A 23,796-nucleotide genomic window follows, 5' to 3' on the forward strand; every position below is an offset into this window, starting at 1 on the left:
TGCGGCATCGTCGCCGCACCGGGAGGAGAGGCTGCCTCATGGCACTGCTGGAGTCGATCACGTCACCCGCCGACGTGCGCCGCCTGACCCGCACGCAGGTCGCGCGGCTCGCGGACGAGATCCGCACGTTCCTCGTCGAGTCGGTGTCGCGCACGGGCGGCCACCTGGGCCCGAACCTCGGGGTCGTCGAGCTCACGATCGCGCTGCACCGCGTCTTCGACTCGCCGCGCGACACGATGGTCTTCGACACGGGCCACCAGGCGTACGTGCACAAGCTGCTGACGGGCCGCACCGACTTCTCCCAGCTGCGCCGCCGCGGCGGGCTGTCGGGCTACCCGAGCCGCACCGAGTCGGAGCACGACGTCGTCGAGAACTCGCACGCGTCGACCGCGCTGTCGTGGGCCGACGGGATCGCGAAGGCCAACCAGCTCCAGGGTCGCGGGCAGCGGCACGTCGTCGCGGTCATCGGCGACGGCGCGCTCACCGGCGGGATGGCCTGGGAGGCGCTCAACAACATCGCGGCCGGGCAGGACCGCCGCCTCGTGGTCGTCGTCAACGACAACGGCCGGTCCTACGACCCGACCATCGGCGGCCTCGCGCGGCACCTCGACACGCTGCGCACGACGCAGGGCTACGAGAACGTCCTCTCGTGGGGCAAGCAGACGCTGCGGCGCTCGGGCCCGCCCGGGCGGTTCGCCTACGACGCGCTGCACGGCCTCAAGAAGGGCATCAAGGACGTCGTCGCCCCGCAGGGCATGTTCGAGGACCTCGGCCTCAAGTACGTCGGGCCGGTCGACGGGCACGACGAGCAGGCCGTCGAGCACGCGCTGCGCCGCGCGAAGGCGTTCGGCGGGCCCGTGATCGTGCACGTCATCACCGAGAAGGGCCGCGGGTACACGCCGGCCGAGCAGGACGTCGCGGACCGCTTCCACGCGGTCGGCCAGATCCACCCCGAGACGGGCCTGCCGCTCGCGCCGTCGCGGTTCGGCTGGACCAGCGTGTTCGCCGACGAGATCGTGCGCATCGGCCGCCGCCGCACGGACGTCGTCGCCATCACCGCCGCGATGCTCCAGCCGGTGGGCCTCGCGCCGTTCGCCGCCGAGTTCCCGGACCGCGTGTTCGACGTCGGCATCGCCGAGCAGCACGCCGCCACGTCGGCCGCGGGCATGGCCTTCGGCGGCCTGCACCCGGTCGTCGCGGTCTACGCGACCTTCCTCAACCGCGCGTTCGACCAGGTCCTCATGGACGTCGCGCTGCACAAGGCGGGCGTGACGTTCGTGCTCGACCGCGCTGGGCTCACGGGCGACGACGGCGCGAGCCACAACGGCATGTGGGACATGGCGATGCTCGGCATCGTCCCCGGCCTGCGACTCGCGGCACCGCGCGACGAGCCGACGCTGCGCGACGCGCTCCGCACCGCTGTCGACGTCGACGACGCGCCCACGGTCGTGCGCTACCCCAAGGGCGCGATGGGCGACCCGCTCCCGGCGGTCGACGAGATCGACGGCATCGACGTGCTGGCACGCCACGACGGCGCCGACGCCGACGCGCCGTCCGTGCTCGTCGTGGGCGTCGGCGCGATGGCGGTGACCGCGGTCGCGACCGGCGAGGTGCTCGCCGCGCACGGCCTGCGCGTCACGGTCGTCGACCCGCGATGGGTGCTCCCCGTCCCGGCGGCGCTCACCAAGCTCGCGGGCGCGCACGACCACGTCGTGACGATCGAGGACGGGGTCGTGGACGGCGGCATCGGCGCGCTGCTCGGGCAGCGCTGCACGGACGTCGGCGTGCACACGCCCGTGCAGGCGGTCGGGATCCCGCGCCGGTTCCTCGACCACGCGTCACGCGACCAGCTCGTCGGCGAGCTCCGGCTCGGGCCGAACGACGTCGCCCGGGACGTGCTCACCGCGCTCGGCCGCGTGCCGGGTTCGACGCCGTAGCGCAGGTCACAGACCGGCCGAACGGCGGTCGGGGCGAAGGTCCCAAGACATCCCATCACTTGCTCCGTAGGTTCGAGGTATCGACCCGCACGGAGGAGCGAAGATGTCCACCACCGCAGTCCCCGCCACCGCCCACGACGAGGCCACCATCCCGGCCGCGTGGACCGGTTTCGTCGTCGGCCCCTGGGCCGACCACGTCGACGTGCGGGACTTCATCCAGCGCAACTACACGCCCTACGAGGGTGACAGCGCGTTCCTCGCGGGGCCGACCGCCCGCACGACGCGCATCTGGGACCGCCTCAGCGCGATGTTCCCGGCCGAGCGCGAGAAGGGCGTCTACGACGTCGACCCGAAGACCCCGTCGACGATCACGTCGCACGCCCCCGGCTACATCGCCCAGGACGACGAGATCATCGTCGGCCTCCAGACGGACGCCCCGCTCAAGCGCGCGATCATGCCCAACGGTGGCTACCGCATGGTCGAGAAGTCGCTCGAGACCTACGGCTACGAGCCCGACCCGGTCGTCTCCGAGATCTTCAGCAAGTACCGCAAGACGCACAACGACGGCGTCTTCGACGTGTACCCGCCGGCCGTGCGCGCCGCGCGCTCGTCCCACATCATCACGGGGCTGCCCGACGCCTACGGCCGCGGCCGGATCATCGGCGACTACCGCCGCGTCGCCCTGTACGGCGTCGACGCGCTGATCGCCGCGAAGAAGCTCGAGCGCGCCGAGCTCGACATGGAGCGCTCGGTCGAGGACGTCATCCGCGACCGCGAGGAGAACGCGGAGCAGATCCGCGCGCTCGGCGAGCTCAAGCAGATGGCCGCGTCCTACGGCTACGACATCTCCGGCCCTGCGACGTCGGGCCGCGAGGCCGTGCAGTGGCTGTACTTCGGCTACCTGGCCGCGGTGAAGGAGCAGAACGGCGCGGCGATGTCCCTCGGCCGGACGTCGACCTTCCTCGACATCTACCTCGAGCGCGACCTCGCCGCGGGGACGATCACCGAGGAGCAGGCGCAGGAGATCATCGACGACTTCGTCATCAAGCTGCGGATCGTGCGCTTCCTGCGCACCCCGGAGTACGACGCGCTGTTCTCGGGCGACCCGACGTGGGTGACCGAGTCGATCGGCGGCATGGGCGAGGACGGCCGGACGCTCGTCACCAAGACGTCGTTCCGCTACCTGCAGACGCTCTACAACCTGGGCCCGGCGCCCGAGCCGAACATGACCGTGTTCTGGAGCGAGGCGCTCCCCGCGGGGTTCAAGGAGTACTGCGCGCAGGTGTCGATCGACACGAGCGCCGTGCAGTACGAGTCGGACGACCTCATCCGCAGCGACTGGGGCGACGACGCGGCCATCGCGTGCTGCGTGTCCCCGATGCGCGTCGGCAAGCAGATGCAGTTCTTCGGCGCGCGCGTGAACCTCGCCAAGGCCCTGCTGTACGCGATCAACGGCGGCCGCGACGAGGTCACGGGCAAGCAGGTCGCGCCGGTCACCGCGCCCGTCGAGGGGGACGTCCTCGACTACGACGACGTCATGGCCAAGTTCGACACGACCATGGACTGGCTGGCCCAGACCTACGTCGACGCGCTCAACTGCGTGCACTACATGCACGACAAGTACGCGTACGAGCGCATCGAGATGGCGCTGCACGACCGCGAGATCCTGCGGACCCTCGCGTGCGGCATCGCGGGCCTGTCGGTCGTCGCGGACTCGCTCTCGGCGATCAAGCACGCCAAGGTCACCGCGCTGCGCACGACGGACGGCCTGGTCACCGAGTACGCGATCGAGGGCGACTTCCCGACGTACGGCAACGACGACGACCGCGCCGACGACATCGCCGTGTGGATCGTCAACACGTTCATGGAGAAGATCCGGCAGTACCCGACGTACCGGAAGGCGCTGCACACGCAGTCGGTCCTGACGATCACGTCGAACGTCGTCTACGGCAAGGCCACGGGCTCGACCCCCGACGGCCGTCGCGCCGGCGAGCCGTTCGCCCCGGGTGCCAACCCGATGAACGGCCGCGACTCGCACGGCATGCTCGCCTCGGCGCTGTCCGTCGCGAAGCTGCCCTACTCGCAGTCGCAGGACGGCATCTCGCTCACGTCGTCGGTCGTGCCCTCGGGCCTCGGCCGCACGCGTGAGGAGCAGGTGACGAACCTGGTCGGTCTGCTCGACGCGTACACGCTGTCGAACGGCTACCACATGAACGTCAACGTCCTGAACCGCGAGACCCTGCTCGACGCGATGGAGCACCCGGAGAACTACCCGCAGCTCACCATCCGCGTCTCGGGCTACGCCGTGAACTTCGTGCGGCTGACCCGCGAGCAGCAGCTCGACGTCCTGTCCCGGACGTTCCACGGCGCGGTCTGACCGCCGCACCGCACGTACCCGCAGCAGTCCCGGCACCGAGGAGCACGACGATGACGACCCAGACCGAGCAGCGGAGCACCGGCGCCCCCGTGGTGGCGCTCGGGACGCCGCTGGTCGGCGGGTCGCACGAGCGGGCCCACGGTGCCGGGACCGCGGGTCTCACCGAGGTCGAGGCCGAGCGGTCCGCCCGGCTCGCGGCGGTGCGGGCCGGCGACCTCGGGTCCGTGCACTCGTGGGAGCTCGTCACGGCGGTCGACGGCCCCGGGACGCGACTGACCGTCTTCCTGGCCGGGTGCCCGCTGCGGTGCCTGTACTGCCACAACCCCGACACGATGGAGATGCGGCGGGGCACCGACGTCGCGGCGGACGACCTGCTCGCGCGCGTCGCGCGCTACCGCGGCGTCATGAAGGCCACCGGCGGCGGCCTGACGATCTCCGGCGGCGAGCCGCTCATGCAGCCCGCGTACGTGCGGCGGCTGCTGCGCGGCGCCAAGGCGATGGACGTGCACACCGCGGTCGACACGTCGGGCTTCCTCGGCGCTCAGCTCTCCGACGCGATGCTCGACGAGGTCGACCTCGTCCTGCTCGACGTGAAGTCGGGCCTCCCGGAGACCTACAAGCGCGTGACAGGCCAGGACCTGGCACCCACCCTGGCGTTCGGGCGCCGTCTCGCCGCGCGCGGCACGCGCACCTGGATCCGCTTCGTCCTCGTCCCGGGCCTCACCGACGCGGTCGAGAACGTCGACGCCGTCGCCGACTACGTCGCGTCGCTGGGGGAGTGCGTCGAGCGCGTCGAGGTGCTGCCGTTCCACCAGATGGGCCGCGACAAGTGGGACGAGCTCGGCATGCGCTACGAGCTCGGCGACACCGAGCCCCCGTCGCCGGAGCTGGTCGAGCGGGTCCGCGGCCAGTTCCGCGCCCGAGGCCTCACGACCTTCTGACCCGGGCGCACCGGACGGGGCTCTGGCAGGCTGGCGGGACCACTCCCGAGCAGCGAGGAGACCCCCGTGCGCAGCGCGATGTTCGGCAGCAGCCTCGAAGCCACGACCACCGACCGGTTCGCCCTGCAGAACGACAAGATGCTGCGGGTCCACCTCGACGGCGAGGTGTTCGCCCGGCAGGGCTCGATGGTCGCCTACCAGGGCGAGATGACGTTCGCCCACCAGGGGTCCGGCGGGGTGCAGAAGTTCCTGAAGAAGGCGTTCACGGGCGAGGGCGTCCCGCTCATGAAGGTCACCGGCCGCGGGGACGTCTTCCTCGCCGACGACGCGTCCGAGGTGCACGTCGTCACGCTCGAGGGCGACTCGATCACCGTGAGCGGGCGCAACGTGCTCGCGTTCGACACGTCGCTGCAGTGGGACATCCGCCGCGTCGAGGGCGCGTCCATGATGGCCGGCGGCCTGTTCAACACCGTCTTCACGGGCATCGGCCAGCTCGCCATCACGTCGTTCGGCCCGCCCGTGATCCTGAACGTGGACCAACCCACCTACGCCGACGCGCAGTCCGCGATCGCCTGGTCGTCGACGCTCCAGACGGCCGCGAAGTCGTCGATGAGCGCCGGGGCGCTCGTCGGCCGCGGCTCCGGCGAGGCGCTGCAGATCGCGTTCTCGGGCCAGGGGTTCGTCATCGTGCAGGCGAGCGAGGGTCCGCGGATCGTCCAGCAGAACGGCTGACGCCCGCCTCCGCTCGAGCGGCGTCCACGTGCCGCGCGCGGCAGGGGCAGGGTCAGAACGCGGCGACCGTGCGCGGTGCGCGCTGCGGGCGGGACAACGTCCGGACGAGGGCGTCCTGGCCGTGCCGGCGCAGCGCGAGGTCGGACAGCAGGCGCACGACCGGGCCGACCGTGGCGGCGTCGAACTGGGGCGTCGGCAGGCCCACGCTCGACGCGAGGTCGTCGCTGTGCACGACGATCTCCATGAGGCGCGTGACGAGGAAGTCGTCGGTCGCGAGCACGGCGCCCGTCCACGGCAGCAGGACGGTGTCGGGCGCGGCGGCCAGCACCTCGTCGAGGCGCCCGAGGATCTCGCGGGCCTCCGCCGCCACGGCCTCGGGTCCGACCTCCGCCTCCTCCTCGGAGCGGGTGCGCACGCCCACGTTCGCGGGTCCGTCGAGATCCTGCTGGATCCACGCCGCCTGCGCGTAGTGCTGGTCGACCGTGAGGGGCTCGGCGTCTGCCGCGGGTGCCGGACTGGTGAGCACCTCGACGACGCGCAGCGGCTGGACGACGAGGTGCCGCGCGAGGGCGCCGACGCTCATGCCCTCGCACGACGACTCGTCGTGCCAGGCGGCGGCGACCTCGGGCCGCGCGACGAGGTCGACGAGCAGACGGGTCGCGGGGATGAGGGCGGTCCGGTCGAGGTCACCGGCGAACGTCAGGGGCGGCAGCGTGATCGGCACCCGGCCACCCTCGCGCACCGCGGTGACCTGGCGCAACGCGCGTCGGTCGGTGGGGGCGGCAGAGGCCCGCGACCGGCTGTCGGGGACGAGCAGCCGGTCGCGGGCCTCGGGGGACGTCAGCGCGTCGGCACGTTCGCGACGCCGTCGGGCAGGAGCCGGCGGCCGAGGACCTTCTCGCTGTAGCCCGTGCGGTCGAGGTACGGCGTGATGCCGCCCAGGTGGAAGCCCCACCCGGCGCCCAGGATCATGCACAGGTCGATCTGCTGCGGCGTCGCGACGACGCCCTCGTCGAGCATGTGCCCGATCTCGACCGTCAGCGCCGTGAGGACGGCGTCGAGCACGCCCGCCTCGTCGAGCGGGGTGGCGGACACCCCGACTTCGCGGGCCGCGTCGAAGACCGCCTGGATCGCGGGGTCGACCGGCTTCGGCAGTCCCTTGGCAGGCGCGTCGAGCACGACGCGCGTGCCGTCGGCGACGAGCTTCTCCAGGCCCGGCGAGCGCGGGAACCGGTCGCCGAGGTCCTCGCGCAGCGACGTGAGGACGTGCAGCCCGACCGCCGGCCCGACGAGGTCGAACAGCTCGAACGGGGGCATCGGCAGGCCGAGGGGCCGCAGCGCGCGGTCGGCGACCTCGACGGGCGTCCCGTGCTCGACCGCGTCGACGATCACCCCGAGGAGCAGCACGAGCAGCCGGTTGACGACGAACCCCGGACGGTCGGCGACGAGCACCGCGGTCTTGCGGAGCTTCGCGACCACCGCGAACCCGGTCGCGAGCGCCTCGGCGGACGTGTGCTCGGCCTGCACGACCTCGACCAGCGGCATCGCGGCCACGGGGTTGAAGAAGTGCAGCCCGACGACGCGCTCGGGGTGCTGCAGGTCGGCTGCCATCGCGGAGACGGACAGCGCGGACGTGTTCGTCGCGAGCACCGTCGTGGGGGCCACGACGGTCTCGAGCTCGGCGAACACGCGCTTCTTGAGGTCGAGGATCTCGGTGACCGCCTCGATGACCAGGTCGCACGACGCGAGGTCGTGGAGGTCGGTCGTGCCCGTGATCGCGCCCACGACGCGCGCGCCGGCCGACTCGCTCATCCGGCCGGTCGAGACGAGCCGCTCGACCGTGCTCCGGACGGCGCCCAGGCCCTTCTCGACGCGCTCGTCGTCGAGGTCGCGCATGACGACCGGCACGCCGAGCCGCTGCGAGAACAGCAGCGCGATCTGCGCCGCCATGAGCCCGGCGCCGACGATGCCGACGCGCGTCACGGGCTGGGCCAGCGACGCGTCCGGCGCGCCGACGGGCTTCTTGCCGCCCGAGACGAGACCGAACGCGTACACGCTCGCCCGCATCTCGTCGCTCATGATGAGGTCGGCGAGCGCCTCGTCCTCGGCGGCGAACGCCTCCTCCGGCGTCGCCGTGCGCGCGGCGGCGACCAGGTCGAGCGCCCGGTACGGCGCCGGACGCGAGCCGTGCACGACCGCGTCGAGACGCTGGCGCGCGGCGGCGACGACGCCGTCCCACAGCGGCTCGGGGTCGAGCGGGCGACGCTCGACGACGACTTCGCCCGACAGCACGCGCGCCGCCCACCGCACGGACTCCTCGAGGAAGTCCGCGGGGTCGAGCACGACGTCGACGAGCCCGATCTTCGCCGCCTCGGCCGCCGCGAACGGCTTGTTGGCCGCGGGCCGCGTGAGGATGACGTCGAGCGCCTTCTCGACGCCGACCAGGCGGGGCACGAGGTACGCGCCGCCCCAGCCCGGGACGAGCCCGAGCCCCGTCTCCGGCAGCGCGAGCGCGCGCACGTCGGACGCGACCGTCCGGTAGTCGCAGTTGAGCGCGAGCTCCAGGCCGCCGCCCAGCGCGACCCCGTTGACGAACGCGAACGTCGGGACACCCATGTCGTGCAGCAGCCCGTAGGCGGCGTGCCCGCCGCGGCCGAGCTCGAGCGCGGCGTCGCGGTCCGTCACCGTGGTGACCTGCGTGAGGTCGGCGCCCGCTGCGAGGAAGTAAGGCTTGCCGGTCACCGCGACGGCCTGCACCTCACCGGCGCGGACGCGCTCGCGGACCGTCGTCAGCGCGGCGGTCAGCTCGGCGATGCCGAGCGGGCCGAGCGTCGTCGGCTTGGTGTGGTCGAGGCCGTTGTCGATCGTGACGAGCGCGAGCGTCCCGGCACCGCCGGGCAGCACGACGTCACGGACGAGCGCGTGCGAGACGCGCTCGGCGCGGGTCTGCGGGGCGTCGGGCGTCGTGCTCACTGCTGGCCTCCGTCGGTCGCGACGTACTCGGGGTGGTGCGGGTTCTCCCAGATCACGGTGCCGCCCTGGCCGAGGCCGACGCACATCGTCGTCAGGCCGTAGCGGACCTCGGGGTGCTCCTCGAACTGGCGCGCGAGCTGCGTCATGAGGCGCACGCCCGACGACGCGAGCGGGTGGCCGACGGCGATCGCACCGCCGTACGGGTTGACGCGGGGGTCGTCGTCGGCGATGCCGAACGCGTCGAGGAACGCGAGGACCTGCACCGCGAACGCCTCGTTGATCTCGAACAGGCCGATGTCGTCGATCGTCAGCCCGGCGCGGTCGAGCGCCTTGCGCGTGGCCGGCACCGGGCCGACGCCCATGATCTCGGGCTCGACGCCGGCGTACGCGAACGCGACGAGCCGCATGCGCGGGGTCAGGCCCAGCTCGGCGGCGGTGTCCTCGGCGGCGAGCAGGCACGACGCGGCGCCGTCCGTGAGGGGCGCGGACGTCCCGGCGGTGACGCGGCCGCCCGGGCGGAACGGCGTCGGCAGGGCCGCGATCCCCGCGACGGTCGTGCCGGGTCGCGGCGGCTCGTCGGCGGTCGCCAGGCCCCAGCCACGCTCGGGGTCGCGCAGCGCGACCGGCACGAGGTCGGGGTCGATCTGCCCGGCGGCGAGCGCGGCGGCGTACTTCGCCTGGCTGGCGGCGCCGTACGCGTCGGCGCGTTCGCGCGTGAGGGCGGGGAAGCGGTCGTGCAGGTTCTCCGCGGTCACGCCCATGTTGAGGGCGTCGGGCGCGACGAGCTTCTCGGACAGGAACCGCGGGTTCGGGTCGGCGTCGAAGCCCATGGGGTGGTGGCCCATGTGCTCGACGCCGCCCGCGATCGCGACGTCCTGCGCGCCGATGCCGATGGTCGCGGCGACGTTGGTCACCGCGGTCATCGCGCCCGCGCACATGCGGTCGACCGCGTAGCCGGGCACGGTGCGGGGGAGGCCGGCGAGGACGCCGACCGTGCGGCCCAGGGTCAGGCCCTGGTCTCCCTGCTGGGTGGTCGCGGCGATCGCGACCTCGTCGACGCGCTCGGGCGCGAGCTCGGGGTGGCGGCGCAGGAGCTCGCGCACGGTCTTGACGACGAGGTCGTCGGCGCGGGTGTGGGCGTACAGCCCGTCCTTGCGCGCACGGCCGAACGGGGTGCGGACCCCGTCGACGAAGACGACGCGGCGGGCGACGGGCGGTCGGGCGGATGCGGTCGGCATCGGGCCTCCAGGCGTGGACGACGGTGTCCGGTGACGGGTGCGAGTCCCGCCGGGACGGGACCGCTGGGGCCGACGCTACCGGGACCTAGGTCCTACGTCAGCCGAAGTTACCGAAGAGTAACACCGCGCCTGGTGACGGTCCTCAGCCGGTGGGCAGCGCTGCGAACGACGCCGCGAGCCGATCGGCCAGCAGGTCCACCTGCCACGCGCGCGCGCCACCGGCGGCGAGCGCGTCTGCGATCGACGACGCCTCCAGCGACCGCGGGGGCGACCAGCACAGGCGACGCAGCAGGTCGGGCTGCAGCAGGTTCTCGGCCGGCACGGAGTGCGTCGCGGACAGCTCCGCCACGACGTCGCGCGCCGCGGCGAGCCGAGCCGCGGCCGCGGGGTCCTTGTCGGCCCACGCCCGTGGCGGCGGGGGCGCGTCGCTCTTCGGCCCCCGGACCGACGGCAGCTCGGAGTCGGGGAGCGCGAGCCCGCGGTCGATCGCCTGCTGCCACAGCGTCGCGCGGCGGCGGGTGCCCTTGCCCGAGAACGCGGGCAGAGCCGTGAGCTGCGGTACCGAGCGCGGCAGCGCCTGCGCCGCGGCGACGATCGCGGCGTCCGGCAGCACGCGGCCCGGCGAGATGTCGCGCTGACGCGCGTTCTGGTCGCGCGTCTGCCACAGCTCGCGCACGACGGCGAGGCGGCGTGCGTCGCGGATCTGGTGCAGGCCCGACACGCGGCGCCACGGCTCGACGCGCGGGGGCGGCGGCGGAGCGGTGCGGACCGCCTCGAACTCCTGGGCGGCCCACTCGGCCTTGCCGGCGACGGCGAGACGCTCGGCCAGCACGGTGCGCAGCTCGACGAGGACCTCGACGTCGAGCGCCGCGTAGCGGAGCCACTCCGGGGGCAGCGGACGCGTCGACCAGTCGACCGCCGAGTGCTCCTTGGCGAGCCCCAGCCCGAGCGCGTCGGCGACGACCGCGGCCAGACCCACGCGCTCCATGCCGAGCAGGCGCGCGCCGAGCTCGGTGTCGAAGATGCGCGTCGGGCGCATCCCCTGCTCGACGAGTCCCGGCAGGTCCTGCGACGCGGCGTGCAGCACCCACTCGACGCCCACCAGGGCGTCGGACAACGTCGACAGGTCGGGCAGCGCGATCGGGTCGATCAGCGCGGTGCCCGCACCCTCGCGGCGCAGCTGGACGAGGTAGGTGCGCTGGCCGTAGCGGTAGCCCGACGCACGCTCGGCGTCGACCGCGACCGGACCCGTGCCGGCGCCGAACGCCGCGACGACGCGCGCGAGCTCCTCGGGGGTGTCGACCACGTGCGGGACGCCGTCGGCGGGCTCGGTGAGCGGGACGACGGTCGCCTCGGCGGCGACGGGGGCGTCGGTCGTGGAGTCGGCGTCGCCGGTCGCGGCGACGTGCGGGTGGGCGACGTCGCCCCCCGTGGGGAGGTCGTCGGACACCTCGGAGTGCATGAGGTCCACCGTATGCGACGGCACACGCGCGTCCGTGCAGGCGGGACCGTGGTGCGCCGCACGTCACTCGCGCGGCGCCGGCGCCGGGCCGGCGGTCGGGGGAGTCCGCCGTGCCCGGCGCAGGTCAGTCGAGGACGCCGCCCCGGATCGAGATCGCGACGAGCTCGGCGCGGTCGCCCGTCCCGAGCTTGCGCGAGATGCGCGCGAGGTGGCTCTTCACAGTGAGCGCGGACAGGCCGAGCTCCTCGCCGATGAGGCGGTTCGAACGCCCGTCCGCGACGAGGCGCAGCACGCTGATCTCGCGGGCGGTGAGCTCGGGGAGCGTCGGCGGCGCAGGTGCCGGGGCGGGCTGGCGCGGGACGCTCGACGCGGTCTGACCCGCGACCGCGCCGCGGAGGCCGCCCTGCAGCAGCACCGACAGCTCCGGGCGGCTCGCGCGGCGCGTCAGGACGACGACACGCGGCGCGCCCCGGCGGCGCAGGTTCTGGACGAGCGCGACACCGTCCCCGTCGGCGATCTCCGACACGACCACGCACATCTGCTGCGGCGGCACTGCCGGGCGTCGGGTCGTCGGCACGGTCGTCCGCACGGCGACCCGGCGGAGCGGGGCGACGTCGCGGCGGAGGGGCTCGATGCTCACGGTCCTCTCATCGGCAGCACCTCTGGGCCACTTGAGGGACAGGGCGTCACGGATCCACGGGAAGACGTGGTAGTGCAGGCCGCGGGCGCGACGACGTGGGTCGGTGACGAGCGCGACGTGCGTCAGCGACGCGGGCCGAGGGGCACGACGCCCTCCGGCAGCGGGGGCAGGCCGGCCGCGGTGCACAGCAGCGTCGCCCACGCGCGCAGGTGCGGGCCGAGGTCCTCGCCCGCCGCCGTCCACGACGCCCGGATCTCCAGCTCGGTCTGCTCCGCGCGACGCTCGAGCGCACCGAAGCTCTGGGACAGCACGCGCGTGACGGTGCCGCCCGCCGCGTGCGGCTCGAGGCCGGCCGACTCGAGCGCGTCGGTGAACCAGGTCCACGCGACCTCGGCGAGCAGCGGGTCGGTGCCGACCTCGGACTCGAGCGTCGCGCGCACCAGCGTGACGAGGCGGAAGGACCCCTCCCACGCCTCCTGGCCCTCGGGGTCGTAGAGCACGACGAACCGGCCCGACGCGAGCTCGGCGGCGGCGACCGACCGGCGCGCGCTGCGCACCTCGGCCGTGAGCGCGGCGGAGAACGGGGCGATCCGGGCGGGGCCGGGGACCTCGTCGAGCACGACCTCGGACCGGACCGTCACGTTGCGCAGCGAACGCAGCGCACGGACGAACTCGGCCGGGACGTCCTCGGGACCTGCTGGAGTCACGCTGGGGAGCGTACGGGCGCGGTCGCCGTCTTGACGTCCGGCACGCCGCTCCCACGTCATCGCGACGCCGCTAGGCTGACCAGGCACTCCCACCCGGACGTCGCGCACCCGCCCAGCGCCCCTCTGCGCACGGGTCGTCCCGCGCCCCGGGCCGTCGACGACAAGGAGCACCTCACGCATGGCCGCGAACACCACGGCATCCGGCACGGCCGAGATCGGCGTCACCGGTCTGGCGGTCATGGGCCGCAACCTGGCGCGCAACTTCGCCCGGAACGGGTTCACCGTCGCGATCCACAACCGGTCGTACGCGAAGACGCAGTCGCTGGTGGCCGACCACGGTGACGAGGGCACGTTCATCGCCTCGGAGAGCACGGCGGACTTCGTGGCCTCGCTCGCCCGTCCGCGCAAGATCGTGGTGATGGTCAAGGCCGGCGCAGCGACCGATGCGGTGATCGACGAGCTGGTGCCGCTGCTGGACGAGGGCGACATCGTGGTCGACGCCGGCAACGCGCACTTCCCGGACACCATCCGCCGGGAGAAGGCGCTGCGCGCCAAGGGTCTGCACTTCGTGGGCTCGGGTGTCTCCGGTGGCGAGGAGGGCGCGCTGCTGGGCCCGTCGATCATGCCCGGTGGCACGCGGGAGTCGTACGAGTGGCTGGGTCCGATCCTGGAGAAGATCGCGGCGAAGGTCGACGGGGTGCCGTGCTGCACGTACGTGGGTCCCGATGGTGCGGGGCACTTCGTGAAGATGGTGCACAACGGCATCGAGTACGCCGACATGCAGCTGATCGCCGAGGCGTACGACCTGCTCAAGCAGGGGCTGGGGGCGTCGGCGGCGGAGATCGGGCAGATCTTCGCGGACTGGAACACCGGTGACCTGGAGTCGTTCCTGATCGAGATCACTGCCGACGTGCTGCAGCACGTCGACGCCGCCACGGGTAGCGCGTTCGTGGACGTCGTGCTGGACCAGGCCGAGCAGAAGGGCACCGGCCCTTGGACGGTGCAGAACGCCCTGGACCTCGGTGTCCCGATCACCGGGATCGCGGAGGCCACGTTCGCCCGCGCCCTGTCCGGGTCGGTGCCGCAGCGGCAGGCGGCGCGGGGCACGCTGCCCGCGCACACCACCCCCTGGCAGGTCGAGGACCGGGAGGCGTTCATCGAGGACGTGCGCCTGGCCCTGTACGCCTCGAAGGTGGTCGCGTACTCGCAGGGGTTCGACCAGATCGCCGCGGCGTCCGCGGAGTTCGGGTGGGACATCGACCGCGGTGCGATGGCGCGGATCTGGCGCGGTGGGTGCATCATCCGGGCGCGGTTCCTCAACCGGATCACCGAGGCCTACGAGCGTGACGTGAACCTGCCGCTGCTGCTCGCCGACGAGTACTTCACCGGCGCGGTCGCCAACGGTGTCGAGGCTTGGCGTCGCGTGGTGTCCGGTGCCGCGCTGCACGGCGTGCCGACCCCCGCGTTCTCGTCGTCGCTGGCCTACTACGACGGGGTCCGCGCCGAGCGGCTGCCCGCCGCGCTCATCCAGGCCCAGCGCGACTTCTTCGGCGCCCACACCTACCGCCGCACCGACAAGGACGGCACGTTCCACACCGCGTGGTCCCTCGACCGCACCGAGCAGGACGCGTGAGCGAGCCCGTCCCCGCCACCGCCGCCCCGAGCACGACCCGGGGCGGCGGTGGTCCGCTCCAGCCCGTGATCCTCGGCGCCGACATCGGCGTCTACGCGATGGCCCGGTCGTTCCACGAGGCCTACGGCGTCCGGTCGGTCGTCGTCGCGGGCGCCGCGCTCGGTCCCGTCGCGCACTCCCGGATCGTCGACCACGAGATCGTCGCCGACGGCCACGACCCGCGGCAGCTCGTCGACCGGCTGCTCGAGGTCGCGCGCCGCATGCCCGACCGTCGCCTGCTGCTCATGGCGAACTCCGACTGGCTCGTCCGGGTCGTGGTGCAGCACCGCACGGAGCTCGAGCAGTACTACGTCGTGCCGTTCCTCTCGCAGGAGCTGCTCGACCAGATCTCCGACAAGGCGACGTTCGCGGAGATCTGCGAGCGGCTCGACATCTCGGTGCCGCGCACGATCGTCCAGGACTTCACGTCCGCCGACGAGGCTGGCTGGGCGCCCGCGCCGGTCGACCTCGACTACCCGCTCATCGCCAAGGCGGCGAGCAGCGCGGACTACCAGGACGTCGAGTTCGAGGGCAAGAAGAAGGTCTTCGAGATCGCGACGCCCGACGAGCTCGTCTGGCTGTGGGGTGCGCTCCGCGCCGCGGGGTTCCGCGGCCGGTTCGTCGTGCAAGAGCTCGTGCCCGGCGACGACACCCAGATGCGCTCGATCACGGCGTACGTCGACAGCCGCGGGGAGATCACGCTGCTGTGCTGCGCGCACGTGCTGCTCGAGGAGCACACGCCGTCCGGCCTGGGCAACCCGGCCGCGATGATCACGTACCGCGACGACGCGATGCTCGAGCAGGCACGACGGTTCCTCACGTCGACCGGCTACCGCGGCTTCGCCAACTTCGACGTCAAGGTCGACCCGCGCACCGGGCTGTTCCGGTTCTTCGAGGTCAACCCGCGGATCGGGCGGAACAACTACTACGTCACCGCCGCCGGGGCGAACCCCATGCGGTTCGTCGTCGAGGACCACGTCGAGGGGCGGGCCGTCGAGCCCGTCGTCGTCGAGCGCGAGGTCCTCTACTCGATCGTGCCGCACCGCCTGCTGCTGCGGTACGTCCGCGATCCGCGGCTCGCGGCGCGCGTGCGACGGCTCGTGCGGTCGCGTGCCACCGCGCACCCGCTCGCCTACCGCAAGGACCTGTCGCCGCGCCGACGCGCCTACGTCTGGGCGGCCAAGCTCAACCAGGTGCGCAAGTTCCGCCGGTACTACCCGGAGGTCACGGACACCGGCTTCTGACCAGCCCCGCCCGGACGGCGCCGCAGCCCCGCGAGTGTCGACGCGACCACGACGGCCCGCCCGCGAACCTCGCGGACGGGCCGTCGTCGCGTGGGGCCAGGCAGTCGCCGGGACCGCGGCGGGCCGGACGGGTCGACGGGGTCAGCCGAGCTCGCTCGTGCCCGCGTACAGGTGCAGCACGGGGACCTGCAGGTCCTCACGCGCGCGCGACGCCCAGTCGCGGTGGAAGGTGTCCTCGAGCGCGTGCGGGTAGGTGACGACGGCGACCTCGCGGACGCCACCGGCGGCGACCGCCGCGCGCACGGCCGGGATCGGGTCGTCCTCGGTGATCTCGCCGGTCGCGGTGCGCCCCGCGGCGGTGAACGCCGCCACGCTTCCCGCGAGCTGCTCGGCGGCGGTCGCGCGTGCCTCGCGGACGCTCGGCTCCTTGCCGCGCGCGCGGTCGAACGCCTCGCGCAGCTCGCCCAGGCTGAGGTTGTCGATGATCGTCGAGAGCAGCGGGCGGTCGCTGTCGGCCGGGACGAGCACGCGGTACTCGAGCTCCTCGCCGTCGTGCAGCGACAGCAGGTGCTCGACGTCGGACGCGGTCAGGGTGTCCTCGACCAGGACCAGGATCGTGTCGGTCACGCGCCGAGCCTAACGACCTGCCAGCGTCCGAGCAGCACACCGTCGCCGTGCAGCAGGTGCAGCGGTCGCAGGTGGCGCGCGGGGTCGAACCACTCGGTGCGGTGCACGATCCGCGGCGCGGGACCACCGACGAGCAGCGGGCTGGTCGTCACGCACAGCTCGTCCACGAGGTCGGCGTCGAGCAGCTGCCCCAGCAGCGTCGGTCCGCCCTCGGCCAGCACGTGCGAGAGACCCCGGGCGCCGAGCGCGGCGAGCGCGACGCGCAGGTCCACGACCCCCGTGTCCGACTCGGTGACGATCACGCGCTCGGGGCCGATCTGGTCGCGCAGGGCGTCGAGCCGCGGGCTCGCGCTCGTCGTGATGACGATCGGCGGCTGGTCCTCGTCGAGCAGCCCGGGGGGCAGGTCGCCGCTCGCGCTCACGATCGCGAGCTCGACCTCGGGGGAGCGGCCGAACGCGCGGCGGGCCTCGGCCAGGCCCTCGGGCACGTCGAGCGCGGTGTACCGCTCGGCGCGCGCCGTCTGAGCCCCGACGAGGACGACGTCGGCGAGCGCCCGCAGGGTGCGGAACACCCGGAGGTCCGCGGGGTCGTTGATGGTGCCGCTGCGCTGGTCGAACCCCGTCGCGGCGCCGTCGACGGTGCTCACCATGTTGACGCGCACGTGCACGCCGCGGGGTGGGTCGACCGGCAGGCGGTCGGTGAAGAGGGCGAGCAGCTCGCCCTCGTCGGGTCGGGGCTCGAGGCGTTCACCGGCGCGTTCCAGGGGCAGCAGGACGTCGAGCGGGGGCAGGTCGTCGGTCTCCGGCACGCCGTTCACGCTAGGCCAGGTCGGCGGGGCCGGACAGTCGGGGCGGTGTGGGAAACCGCACGTCCAGGAACGTCGGCGCAGGTCGCGACGGTGCCGCGGGCGTCGACCGGATGCTCGGCGTCGTCCGGGGTGCCGGTCGCGGGGCGTGCGTCAGGCAGGCAGGCGGCCGGTCGCGCGGTCGTGCGGGCCGAGGACGTCGGCGAGCGCCGCGACCTCGCCGACGACGACCACGGCGGGGTTGCCGACGCCCCGCTCGTCGGCGCGGTCCGCGATGTCGGCGAGCGTGCCGACGGTCGTGCGCTGGCCGGGCAGCGTCCCGTTCTCGACGACCGCGACGGGCGTCGCGGGGTCCTTGCCGTGCGCGACGAGGGTCGCGGCGTGCTCGGCGAGGCGGCCGACGCCCATGAGCAGCACCAGCGTGCCGTCGAGCGCCGCGATCGACGGCCAGTCGGGCGCGCTGTCGTGCGCCGACAGGATCGTCACCTGGCGGGAGACACCGCGGTGCGTGACCGGGACGCCCGCGACGCCGGGGACGGCGATCGCGCTCGTCACCCCCGGGACGACCTCGACGGGCACGCCCGCCGCGAGGCATGCCTGGACCTCCTCGCCGCCGCGGCCGAGCACGAACGGGTCACCGCCCTTGAGCCGCACGACGCGCAGGCCGCGCAGCGCGCGCTCGACGAGCACCTCGTTGATCTGCTCCTGCGTGAGCGTGTGGGCGTGCGGGGACTTGCCGGCCTCGACGACCTCGACGTCGGGGTCGAGCGTGTCGAGCAGCGCGCGCGGCGCGAGCCGGTCCACGACGACCACGTCGGCCTCGGCGACGGCGCGGCGGCCGCGCGTCGTCACCAGGCCCGGGTCGCCTGGACCGCCACCGACGAGGGTCACCGTGCCGACCGGACCGCGACGGTGCCGGCGCAGCGGCAGCTCGCCGGTCTCGAGGAGGAGCTGGAGCGCTCCGCGGAGGGCCGCGGCGCGGCGCGGGTCGCGGCCCGCGGAGACGGCGACCGTCACGTCGTCGACGCGCGCGACCGCGGGCGTCCAGGCCGAGGAGCGGGCGGCGTCGTCGGCGCGCACGCACCAGGTGCGCGCCGCCTCGGCATCCGCGGCGACGGCGTCGTCGACGGCCGGGTCGCCGGTCGCGGTGTGCACGAGCCACGCGCCCTCGAGGTCGCCGGCCGCGTACTCGCGCTCCGTCCACCGCACGAGCCCGCGCGTGACGAGCTCCGTCAGGTCCTCGCACAACCGCGGCGCGACGACCAGGACGTCCGCGCCGTCGTCGACGAGCCGTGCCACGCGGCGCGCGGCCACGGGACCACCGCCGACCACGACCACGCGCCGCCCGGCGACGTCCAGCAGCAGGGGATGACGAGGCACGTCGTCCAGTCTGCCGGTCGCGGGCGGCGCGTCCGTCATATGCCGGCCCCGGCGAGCCAGTCGTCGTCGGCCGCGCTCGGCGGAGGTGTGGGCGTGAGGCGGTCGAGCAGCGTCGGGCCGATCATCCCGGCGGCGAGCGTCGTGCCGTCGGCGGGGTCCACGACCAGGAAACCGCCCGTGCTGCGGTGCGTCGCGTAGTCGTCGAGGACGACGGGCTCGGCGAGCCGCAGCCGGACGCGGCCGATCGCGTTGAGCGTGAGCGCGCGCGGTGCGGTGTCCGACGACGTGTCGGTCGCGTCGACCGTGTACTGGGTGTCGATGCCGTCCCAGACCTCGACGGTCTGCGTGTCGATGTCGAGCCGCGCATTGACCTCGCGCAGCAACGCCCGGACGGTGCGCGTGCCGACGCGCACGAGCACGCGCGCGCCGAGCACGCTGCGGCGCTCGGCGAGCCAGCAGACGGTGCCCTCGAGGTCGGCACCGTCGGTGACGGTCTCGCCCGTGGGGACGAGGACGTCGCCGCGCGCCACGTCGACGTCGTCGGCCAGGCGCACCGTGACGGACTGCGGTGCGTGCGCCTCGTCGAGCGGTCCGTCGAACGTGTCGATCCCGACGACGGTGCTCGTCTTGCCGGACGGCAGCACGGTGACGTCGTCGCCGACGCGGACCGCGCCCGACGCGATCCGGCCCGCGTACCCGCGGTAGTCCGGGTGGTCCGCCGTGCGCGGCCGGATGACGACCTGCACGGGGAACCGGAAGGCCTCGGCGTGCGCGTCGCGCCCGACCGGGACCGACTCGAGGTGCTCGAGCAGCGTCGGCCCGTCGTACCAGGGCGTGCGGTCCGAGCGGTCGACGACGTTGTCACCCGCGAGCGCCGACAGCGGGACCGCGCGCACGTCGGTCAGGCCGATCGCGCCGGCGTAGCGGGCGAACTCGTCGGCGATCGCGCGGAACGTCGCCTCGTCGAAGTCGACGAGGTCCATCTTGTTCACGGCGAGCACGACGTGCGGCACGCCGAGCAGCGCGGTGATGGTCGCGTGCCGGCGGGTCTGCTCGAGGACCCCCTTGCGGGCGTCGACGAGCACGATCGCGAGCTCCGCGGTCGACGCGCCCGTGACCATGTTGCGTGTGTACTGCACGTGGCCGGGCGTGTCGGCGAGCACGAACGCGCGACGGGCCGTCGAGAAGTACCGGTAGGCGACGTCGATCGTGATGCCCTGCTCGCGCTCGGCACGCAGGCCGTCCGTCAGCAGCGCGAGGTCCACGGCACCGGCCTCCGAGCCGCCGCGCGCGGCGGTCGCGCGCTCGACCGCGCTGAGCTGGTCGGCGAGGACGGACTTCGTGTCGTAGAGCAGACGGCCGATGAGCGTGCTCTTCCCGTCGTCGACGGAGCCCGCGGTGGCGAGGCGCAGCAGGTCGCGCTGCGCGTGGACGGTCGGGTCCGCGGTGGCGAGGTCGGTGGTCGTCGTCATCAGAAGTAGCCCTCGCGCTTGCGGTCCTCCATGGCGGCCTCCGAGGCCCGGTCGTCGGCGCGGGTCGCCCCGCGCTCGGTGAGGCGGCTCACCGCCACCTCCTCGATGACGTCGGCGACGGTCGAGGCCGTCGACTCGACGGCACCGGTGCAGCTCATGTCGCCGACCGTCCGGTAGCGGACCGTGCGGGTCTCGAGCGTCTCGCCCGCGCGCGGGCCGCCCCACTCGCCGGGGGCGAGCCACATGCCGTCGCGGAGGAACACCTCGCGGTCGTGCGCGTAGTAGATCGACGGCAGCTCGATGTGCTCGCGCTCGATGTACCGCCACACGTCGAGCTCGGTCCAGTTCGACAGCGGGAAGACGCGCACGTGCTCGCCGGGCTTGTGCCGGCCGTTGTACAGGTCCCACAGCTCGGGCCGCTGCCGGCGGGGGTCCCACTGCCCGAACTCGTCCCGCAGCGAGAACATCCGCTCCTTGGCGCGCGCCTTCTCCTCGTCGCGGCGGCCGCCGCCGAACACCGCGTCGAACCGGTGCGCGGTGATGCCGTCGAGCAGCGGGACCGTCTGCAGCGGGTTCCGCGAGCCGTCGGGCCGCTCGACCACCCGGCCGTCGTCGATCGCGTCCTGCACGCTCGCGACGACGAGGCGCAGGCCGAACCGCTCGACGGTCGCGTCGCGGTACTCGATGACCTCGGGGAAGTTGTGCCCGGTGTCGACGTGCATGACCGCGAACGGCACGGGCGCAGGCCAGAACGCCTTGCGCGCGAGGTGCAGCATGACGATCGAGTCCTTGCCGCCCGAGAAGAGCAGCACGGGACGCTCGAACTCGCCGGCGACCTCGCGCATCACGTGGATCGCCTCGGACTCGAGAGCGTCGAGCTGCGTGAGCCGCTGGGCGGGGCGCTGGGGGGACTGCTCGGCAGTCGCTGCCGCGGTGGGGGGAGCCGTGGCCTCAGTCGTCATGTGTGCAGACCGCATTCCGTCTTGGAGGTACCGGACCAGCGTCCGGCCCGCGGGTCCTCGCCCGGGGCCGTCGCACGCGTGCAGGGGGCGCAGCCGATCGACGTGTACCCGGCCTGCCGCAGCGGGTTGAGCACGACGTGGTGCTCGGCGACGTACGCGTCCACGTCGGCCTGCGTCCAGGCCGCGATCGGGTTGAGCTTCACCTTCGACCGCTTGGCGTCCCAGCCGACGACCGTGATGTCGGTGCGCGTCGGGGCGTCCTCGCGGCGCATGCCGGTGACCCACGCGGTGTACGGCGCGAGGCCGCGCTCGAGCGGCTCGACCTTGCGCAGCGCGCAGCACAGGTTCGGGTCGCGGTCGTGCAGGCGCGGGCCGTGCTCGGCGTCCTGCTCCGCGACGGTGCGCAGCGGCAGGACGGTGCGGAGCTTGATGTCCGTGAACTCGGCGTAGTAGTCGCGCGTGCCGATGGTCTCGGCGAAGTGGTAGCCGGTGTCCAAGAAGATGACGTTCGCGCCGGGGATCGCCTTCGCGACGAGGTCGACGAGCACCTCGTCGCCCATCGACGACGCGACGACGAGGTCGTCGCCGAACGTGCGGCCCGCCCACGCGAGGATCTCGCTCGGGTGGGCGCCCTCGAGCTCGCGGCCCGCCTGCTCGGCGAACGCGCGCAGCTCGTCGGGCGTGAGGTCGGTGATCGCCGGGCTCGCGGTGCTCATCGGTCGCCTCCCGTCGGTGCCGTGGGGGTCGTGGTGCCGGCGGGCGCCAGGCCGACGAACCGCAGCGCGAACGCGCGGGCGCACGACCGGCACTCCCACTGCCCGTGCGTGTCGCCCGCGGGCCACAGGTCCTCGCTCGCGCAGAACGGGCAGTAGTAGGGGACGGCCCGCTGTCCGGAGTCGCTCATCGCAGGTCCTCCTCCGCCGCGCGCTGCACCCACTCGGCGAACAGCTCGCCCTCGAGGCGCTGCTCGTCGAACTTCCGGGTGACGCGCTCCAGGTAGTCGGGCAGCTCGGACGACGGCACGCGCAGGCCGCGCAGCGTCTTGCCGAGGCCGCTCGTGAGCCCGAGCCCGCCGCCGAGGTGGACCTGGTAGCCCTCCTCGCCGCCGGCGAGCGCGCCCTTGAGGCCGATGTCGGCGGTCTGGATGCGCGCGCACGAGTTGGGGCAGCCGTTGACGTTGATCGTGATCGGCTGGTCGAACGTCGGCAGGCGCTGCTCGAGCTCGTCGACGATGTGGGCGGCGCGCGCCTTGGTCTCGACGATCGCGAGCTTGCAGAACTCGATGCCCGTGCACGCGATCGTGCCGCGGCGGAACGTCGACGCGTTGCGGACCTGCAGCCCGAGCGCCTCCAGGCCCTCGACGAGCGCGTCCACGCGGTCCGCGGCGACGTCGAGCACGACGAGCTTCTGCTCGGTCGTGAGCTGCACGCGGTCCGACCCGGCGGCCTCGACGAGGTCCGCGACGCCGTCCAGCAGCGGGCCGGAAACCCGGCCCACCGTCGGCGCGGCGCCCACGTAGAAGCGGCCGTCCTTCTGCGGGTGCACGCCGACGTGGTCGCGGCGGCCGGTCGGCGGCGGGGGAGGCGCGGGGCCGTCGGCCATCGTCCAGCCGAGGTACTCCTGCTCCAGCACCTGCCGGAACAGCTCGGGGCCCCAGTCGGCGAGCAGGAACTTCAGGCGCGCGCGCGTGCGCAGCCGGCGGTACCCGTAGTCGCGGAAGATGCCGACGACGCCGACCCACACGTCGGGGATCTGCTCGAGCGTGACGAAGGCGCCGAGGCGCTTGCCGAGCATCGGGTTGGTCGACAGCGCACCGCCGACCCACACGTCGAAGCCCGGACCGAGCTCGGGGTGCACGACGCCGACGAACGCGACGTCGTTGATCTCGTGCGCGACGTCCTGGTGCGGCGAGCCGCTGACCGCGGTCTTGAACTTGCGCGGCAGGTTCGAGAACGCCGGGTCGCCGATGTAGCGGCGGTGGATCTCGCGGATCGCGGGGGTGCCGTCGATGATCTCGTCGGCCGCGACACCCGCGACCGGCGAGCCGAGGATGACGCGCGGGACGTCGCCGCACGCCTCCTGCGTGGTGAGCCCGACCGACTCCAGGCGGCGCCAGATCTCCGGCACGTCCTCGATGCGCACCCAGTGCAGCTGGATGTTCTGCCGGTCCGTGATGTCGGCCGTGTCGCGGCCGAACTCGCGCGAGATGCCCGCCACGGTGCGCAGCTGCCGGAGGGACAACGTCCCGCCGTCGCAGCGGACGCGGAGCATGAAGTAGGAGTCCTCGAGCTCGTGCGGCTCGAGCGTCGCGGTCTTGCCGCCGTCGATCCCGGGCTTGCGCTGGGTGTAGAGGCCCCACCAGCGCATGCGTCCGCGCAGGTCGTCGCCGGGGATGGAGTCGAAGCCCTGCTGGGCGTAGATCGTCTCGATGCGGTGGCGGACGTTGAGGCCGTCGTCCTCCTGCTTGAGCTTCTCGTTGCCGTTGAGCGGCTCGCGCTGCTCGTCGAACGCCCACTGGCCCTCATGGCGAGCGGCGGGCGGGGCGATCCTGGTCTGCGCCATCGGGCGCTACCTCCGGGGGATCGTGGACGTGCGTGCTGCACCCACCGCCGGGGGGACGGGGCTC

At 73.6% G+C, this 23,796-nt stretch carries 20 protein-coding genes; 6 read left to right on the top strand and 14 right to left on the bottom strand.

Annotation, left to right across the window (positions count from 1 at the left end):
• Positions 1-38 precede the first annotated feature (38 nt).
• The 4 genes from dxs (at position 39) to OMK64_RS09750 (ending at position 5,987) form a co-directional block, all read left to right on the top strand.
• Complete coding sequence (gene dxs / locus OMK64_RS09735; RefSeq protein ID WP_272727881.1) at positions 39-1,937, top strand: 1-deoxy-D-xylulose-5-phosphate synthase; 1,899 nt, start codon at positions 39-41, stop codon at positions 1,935-1,937.
• A gap of 103 nt (positions 1,938-2,040) precedes the next feature.
• The gene (gene pflB, locus OMK64_RS09740) at positions 2,041-4,314 is read left to right on the top strand and encodes a formate C-acetyltransferase (protein ID WP_272727882.1); all 2,274 of its coding nucleotides are present in this window, start codon (positions 2,041-2,043) and stop codon (positions 4,312-4,314) included.
• Between the two features lie 50 nt (positions 4,315-4,364).
• A complete protein-coding gene (gene pflA / locus OMK64_RS09745; RefSeq protein ID WP_272727883.1) occupies positions 4,365-5,255 on the top strand; it encodes a pyruvate formate-lyase-activating protein in 891 nt (296 codons plus the stop codon).
• 66 nt (positions 5,256-5,321) lie between these two features.
• Positions 5,322-5,987 carry an AIM24 family protein gene (locus OMK64_RS09750; RefSeq protein ID WP_272727884.1) on the top strand — a complete coding sequence of 222 codons (666 nt, stop codon included), beginning with the start codon at positions 5,322-5,324 and terminating at the stop codon, positions 5,985-5,987.
• A 52-nt stretch (positions 5,988-6,039) separates the two neighbouring features.
• Here OMK64_RS09750 and OMK64_RS09755 read toward each other — a convergent pair whose 3' ends face one another.
• The 6 genes from OMK64_RS09755 to OMK64_RS09780 all read right to left on the bottom strand — a co-directional run bounded on the left by OMK64_RS09755 (position 6,040) and on the right by OMK64_RS09780 (position 13,007).
• Complete coding sequence (locus OMK64_RS09755; protein ID WP_272727885.1) at positions 6,040-6,711, bottom strand: maleylpyruvate isomerase N-terminal domain-containing protein; 672 nt, start codon at positions 6,709-6,711, stop codon at positions 6,040-6,042.
• Between the two features lie 116 nt (positions 6,712-6,827).
• Positions 6,828-8,960, bottom strand: coding sequence for a 3-hydroxyacyl-CoA dehydrogenase NAD-binding domain-containing protein (locus OMK64_RS09760; protein ID WP_272727886.1), 2,133 nt, complete (start codon positions 8,958-8,960; stop codon positions 6,828-6,830).
• Positions 8,957-10,198: a thiolase family protein gene (locus tag OMK64_RS09765; protein WP_272727887.1), complete on the bottom strand. Its 1,242-nt coding sequence runs from the start codon at positions 10,196-10,198 to the stop codon at positions 8,957-8,959. The genes OMK64_RS09760 and OMK64_RS09765 overlap by 4 nt, the downstream gene beginning before the upstream one ends.
• A 142-nt stretch (positions 10,199-10,340) precedes the next feature.
• On the bottom strand, positions 10,341-11,660 hold the full coding sequence (locus OMK64_RS09770; protein WP_272727888.1) for an HRDC domain-containing protein: 1,320 nt from the start codon (positions 11,658-11,660) through the stop codon (positions 10,341-10,343).
• Between the two features lie 124 nt (positions 11,661-11,784).
• A complete protein-coding gene (locus tag OMK64_RS09775) occupies positions 11,785-12,300 on the bottom strand; it encodes a LuxR C-terminal-related transcriptional regulator (protein ID WP_272727890.1) in 516 nt (171 codons plus the stop codon).
• 122 nt (positions 12,301-12,422) lie between these two features.
• Positions 12,423-13,007 (bottom strand): DUF3000 domain-containing protein, encoded by a 585-nt coding sequence (locus OMK64_RS09780; protein ID WP_272727891.1) that lies wholly within the window; start codon positions 13,005-13,007, stop codon positions 12,423-12,425.
• Positions 13,008-13,185: 178 nt separating this feature from the next.
• On the opposite strand from OMK64_RS09780, the gene gnd reads away from it, so the two are divergent.
• Together gnd and OMK64_RS09790 are read left to right on the top strand one after the other, a co-directional pair.
• Positions 13,186-14,640 (top strand): NADP-dependent phosphogluconate dehydrogenase, encoded by a 1,455-nt coding sequence (gnd, locus tag OMK64_RS09785; protein WP_272727892.1) that lies wholly within the window; start codon positions 13,186-13,188, stop codon positions 14,638-14,640.
• A complete protein-coding gene (locus tag OMK64_RS09790) occupies positions 14,637-15,923 on the top strand; it encodes a carboxylate--amine ligase (protein ID WP_272727893.1) in 1,287 nt (428 codons plus the stop codon). Before gnd ends, OMK64_RS09790 begins: the two co-directional genes overlap by 4 nt.
• Before the next feature lie 141 nt (positions 15,924-16,064).
• Here OMK64_RS09790 and OMK64_RS09795 read toward each other — a convergent pair whose 3' ends face one another.
• From OMK64_RS09795 to OMK64_RS09830, 8 genes are all read right to left on the bottom strand, one after another.
• The gene (locus OMK64_RS09795; RefSeq protein ID WP_272727894.1) at positions 16,065-16,550 is read right to left on the bottom strand and encodes a hypothetical protein; all 486 of its coding nucleotides are present in this window, start codon (positions 16,548-16,550) and stop codon (positions 16,065-16,067) included.
• Positions 16,547-17,359 (bottom strand): dihydrofolate reductase family protein, encoded by an 813-nt coding sequence (locus tag OMK64_RS09800; protein WP_272727895.1) that lies wholly within the window; start codon positions 17,357-17,359, stop codon positions 16,547-16,549. The genes OMK64_RS09795 and OMK64_RS09800 overlap by 4 nt, the downstream gene beginning before the upstream one ends.
• 150 nt (positions 17,360-17,509) lie before the next feature.
• Positions 17,510-18,775 (bottom strand): uroporphyrinogen-III C-methyltransferase, encoded by a 1,266-nt coding sequence (gene cobA, locus OMK64_RS09805; protein ID WP_276595830.1) that lies wholly within the window; start codon positions 18,773-18,775, stop codon positions 17,510-17,512.
• A complete protein-coding gene (cysN, locus tag OMK64_RS09810) occupies positions 18,772-20,208 on the bottom strand; it encodes a sulfate adenylyltransferase subunit CysN (RefSeq protein WP_272727897.1) in 1,437 nt (478 codons plus the stop codon). The genes cobA and cysN overlap by 4 nt, the downstream gene beginning before the upstream one ends.
• Positions 20,208-21,170, bottom strand: a complete 963-nt coding sequence (gene cysD / locus OMK64_RS09815; protein ID WP_272727898.1) for a sulfate adenylyltransferase subunit CysD — start codon at positions 21,168-21,170, stop codon at positions 20,208-20,210. The genes cysN and cysD overlap by 1 nt, the downstream gene beginning before the upstream one ends.
• On the bottom strand, positions 21,167-21,886 hold the full coding sequence (locus OMK64_RS09820) for a phosphoadenylyl-sulfate reductase (protein ID WP_272727899.1): 720 nt from the start codon (positions 21,884-21,886) through the stop codon (positions 21,167-21,169). The genes cysD and OMK64_RS09820 overlap by 4 nt, the downstream gene beginning before the upstream one ends.
• The gene (locus OMK64_RS09825; protein WP_272727900.1) at positions 21,883-22,074 is read right to left on the bottom strand and encodes a hypothetical protein; all 192 of its coding nucleotides are present in this window, start codon (positions 22,072-22,074) and stop codon (positions 21,883-21,885) included. Before OMK64_RS09825 ends, OMK64_RS09820 begins: the two co-directional genes overlap by 4 nt.
• Complete coding sequence (locus OMK64_RS09830; RefSeq protein WP_272727901.1) at positions 22,071-23,732, bottom strand: nitrite/sulfite reductase; 1,662 nt, start codon at positions 23,730-23,732, stop codon at positions 22,071-22,073. The genes OMK64_RS09825 and OMK64_RS09830 overlap by 4 nt, the downstream gene beginning before the upstream one ends.
• Positions 23,733-23,796: the final 64 nt, after the last annotated feature.

The organism is Cellulomonas fimi (assembly GCF_028527925.1).
GTDB lineage: Bacteria > Actinomycetota > Actinomycetes > Actinomycetales > Cellulomonadaceae > Cellulomonas > Cellulomonas fimi_C.

Bases quoted from the DNA above. Each gene is read 5' to 3' on its own strand.
- OMK64_RS09830 (WP_272727901.1), bottom strand. From the start codon at position 23,732: ATGGCGCAGACCAGGATCGCCCCGCCCGCCGCTCGCCATGAGGGCCAG.
- OMK64_RS09820 (WP_272727899.1), bottom strand. From the start codon at position 21,886: ATGAGCACCGCGAGCCCGGCGATCACCGACCTCACGCCCGACGAGCTG.
- pflB (WP_272727882.1), top strand. From the start codon at position 2,041: ATGTCCACCACCGCAGTCCCCGCCACCGCCCACGACGAGGCCACCATC.
- cobA (WP_276595830.1), bottom strand. From the start codon at position 18,775: ATGACGGACGCGCCGCCCGCGACCGGCAGACTGGACGACGTGCCTCGT.
- dxs (WP_272727881.1), top strand. From the start codon at position 39: ATGGCACTGCTGGAGTCGATCACGTCACCCGCCGACGTGCGCCGCCTG.
- OMK64_RS09825 (WP_272727900.1), bottom strand. From the start codon at position 22,074: ATGAGCGACTCCGGACAGCGGGCCGTCCCCTACTACTGCCCGTTCTGC.
- cysD (WP_272727898.1), bottom strand. From the start codon at position 21,170: ATGACGACTGAGGCCACGGCTCCCCCCACCGCGGCAGCGACTGCCGAG.
- OMK64_RS09770 (WP_272727888.1), bottom strand. From the start codon at position 11,660: ATGCACTCCGAGGTGTCCGACGACCTCCCCACGGGGGGCGACGTCGCC.
- OMK64_RS09765 (WP_272727887.1), bottom strand. From the start codon at position 10,198: ATGCCGACCGCATCCGCCCGACCGCCCGTCGCCCGCCGCGTCGTCTTC.
- gnd (WP_272727892.1), top strand. From the start codon at position 13,186: ATGGCCGCGAACACCACGGCATCCGGCACGGCCGAGATCGGCGTCACC.
- pflA (WP_272727883.1), top strand. From the start codon at position 4,365: ATGACGACCCAGACCGAGCAGCGGAGCACCGGCGCCCCCGTGGTGGCG.
- cysN (WP_272727897.1), bottom strand. From the start codon at position 20,208: ATGACGACGACCACCGACCTCGCCACCGCGGACCCGACCGTCCACGCG.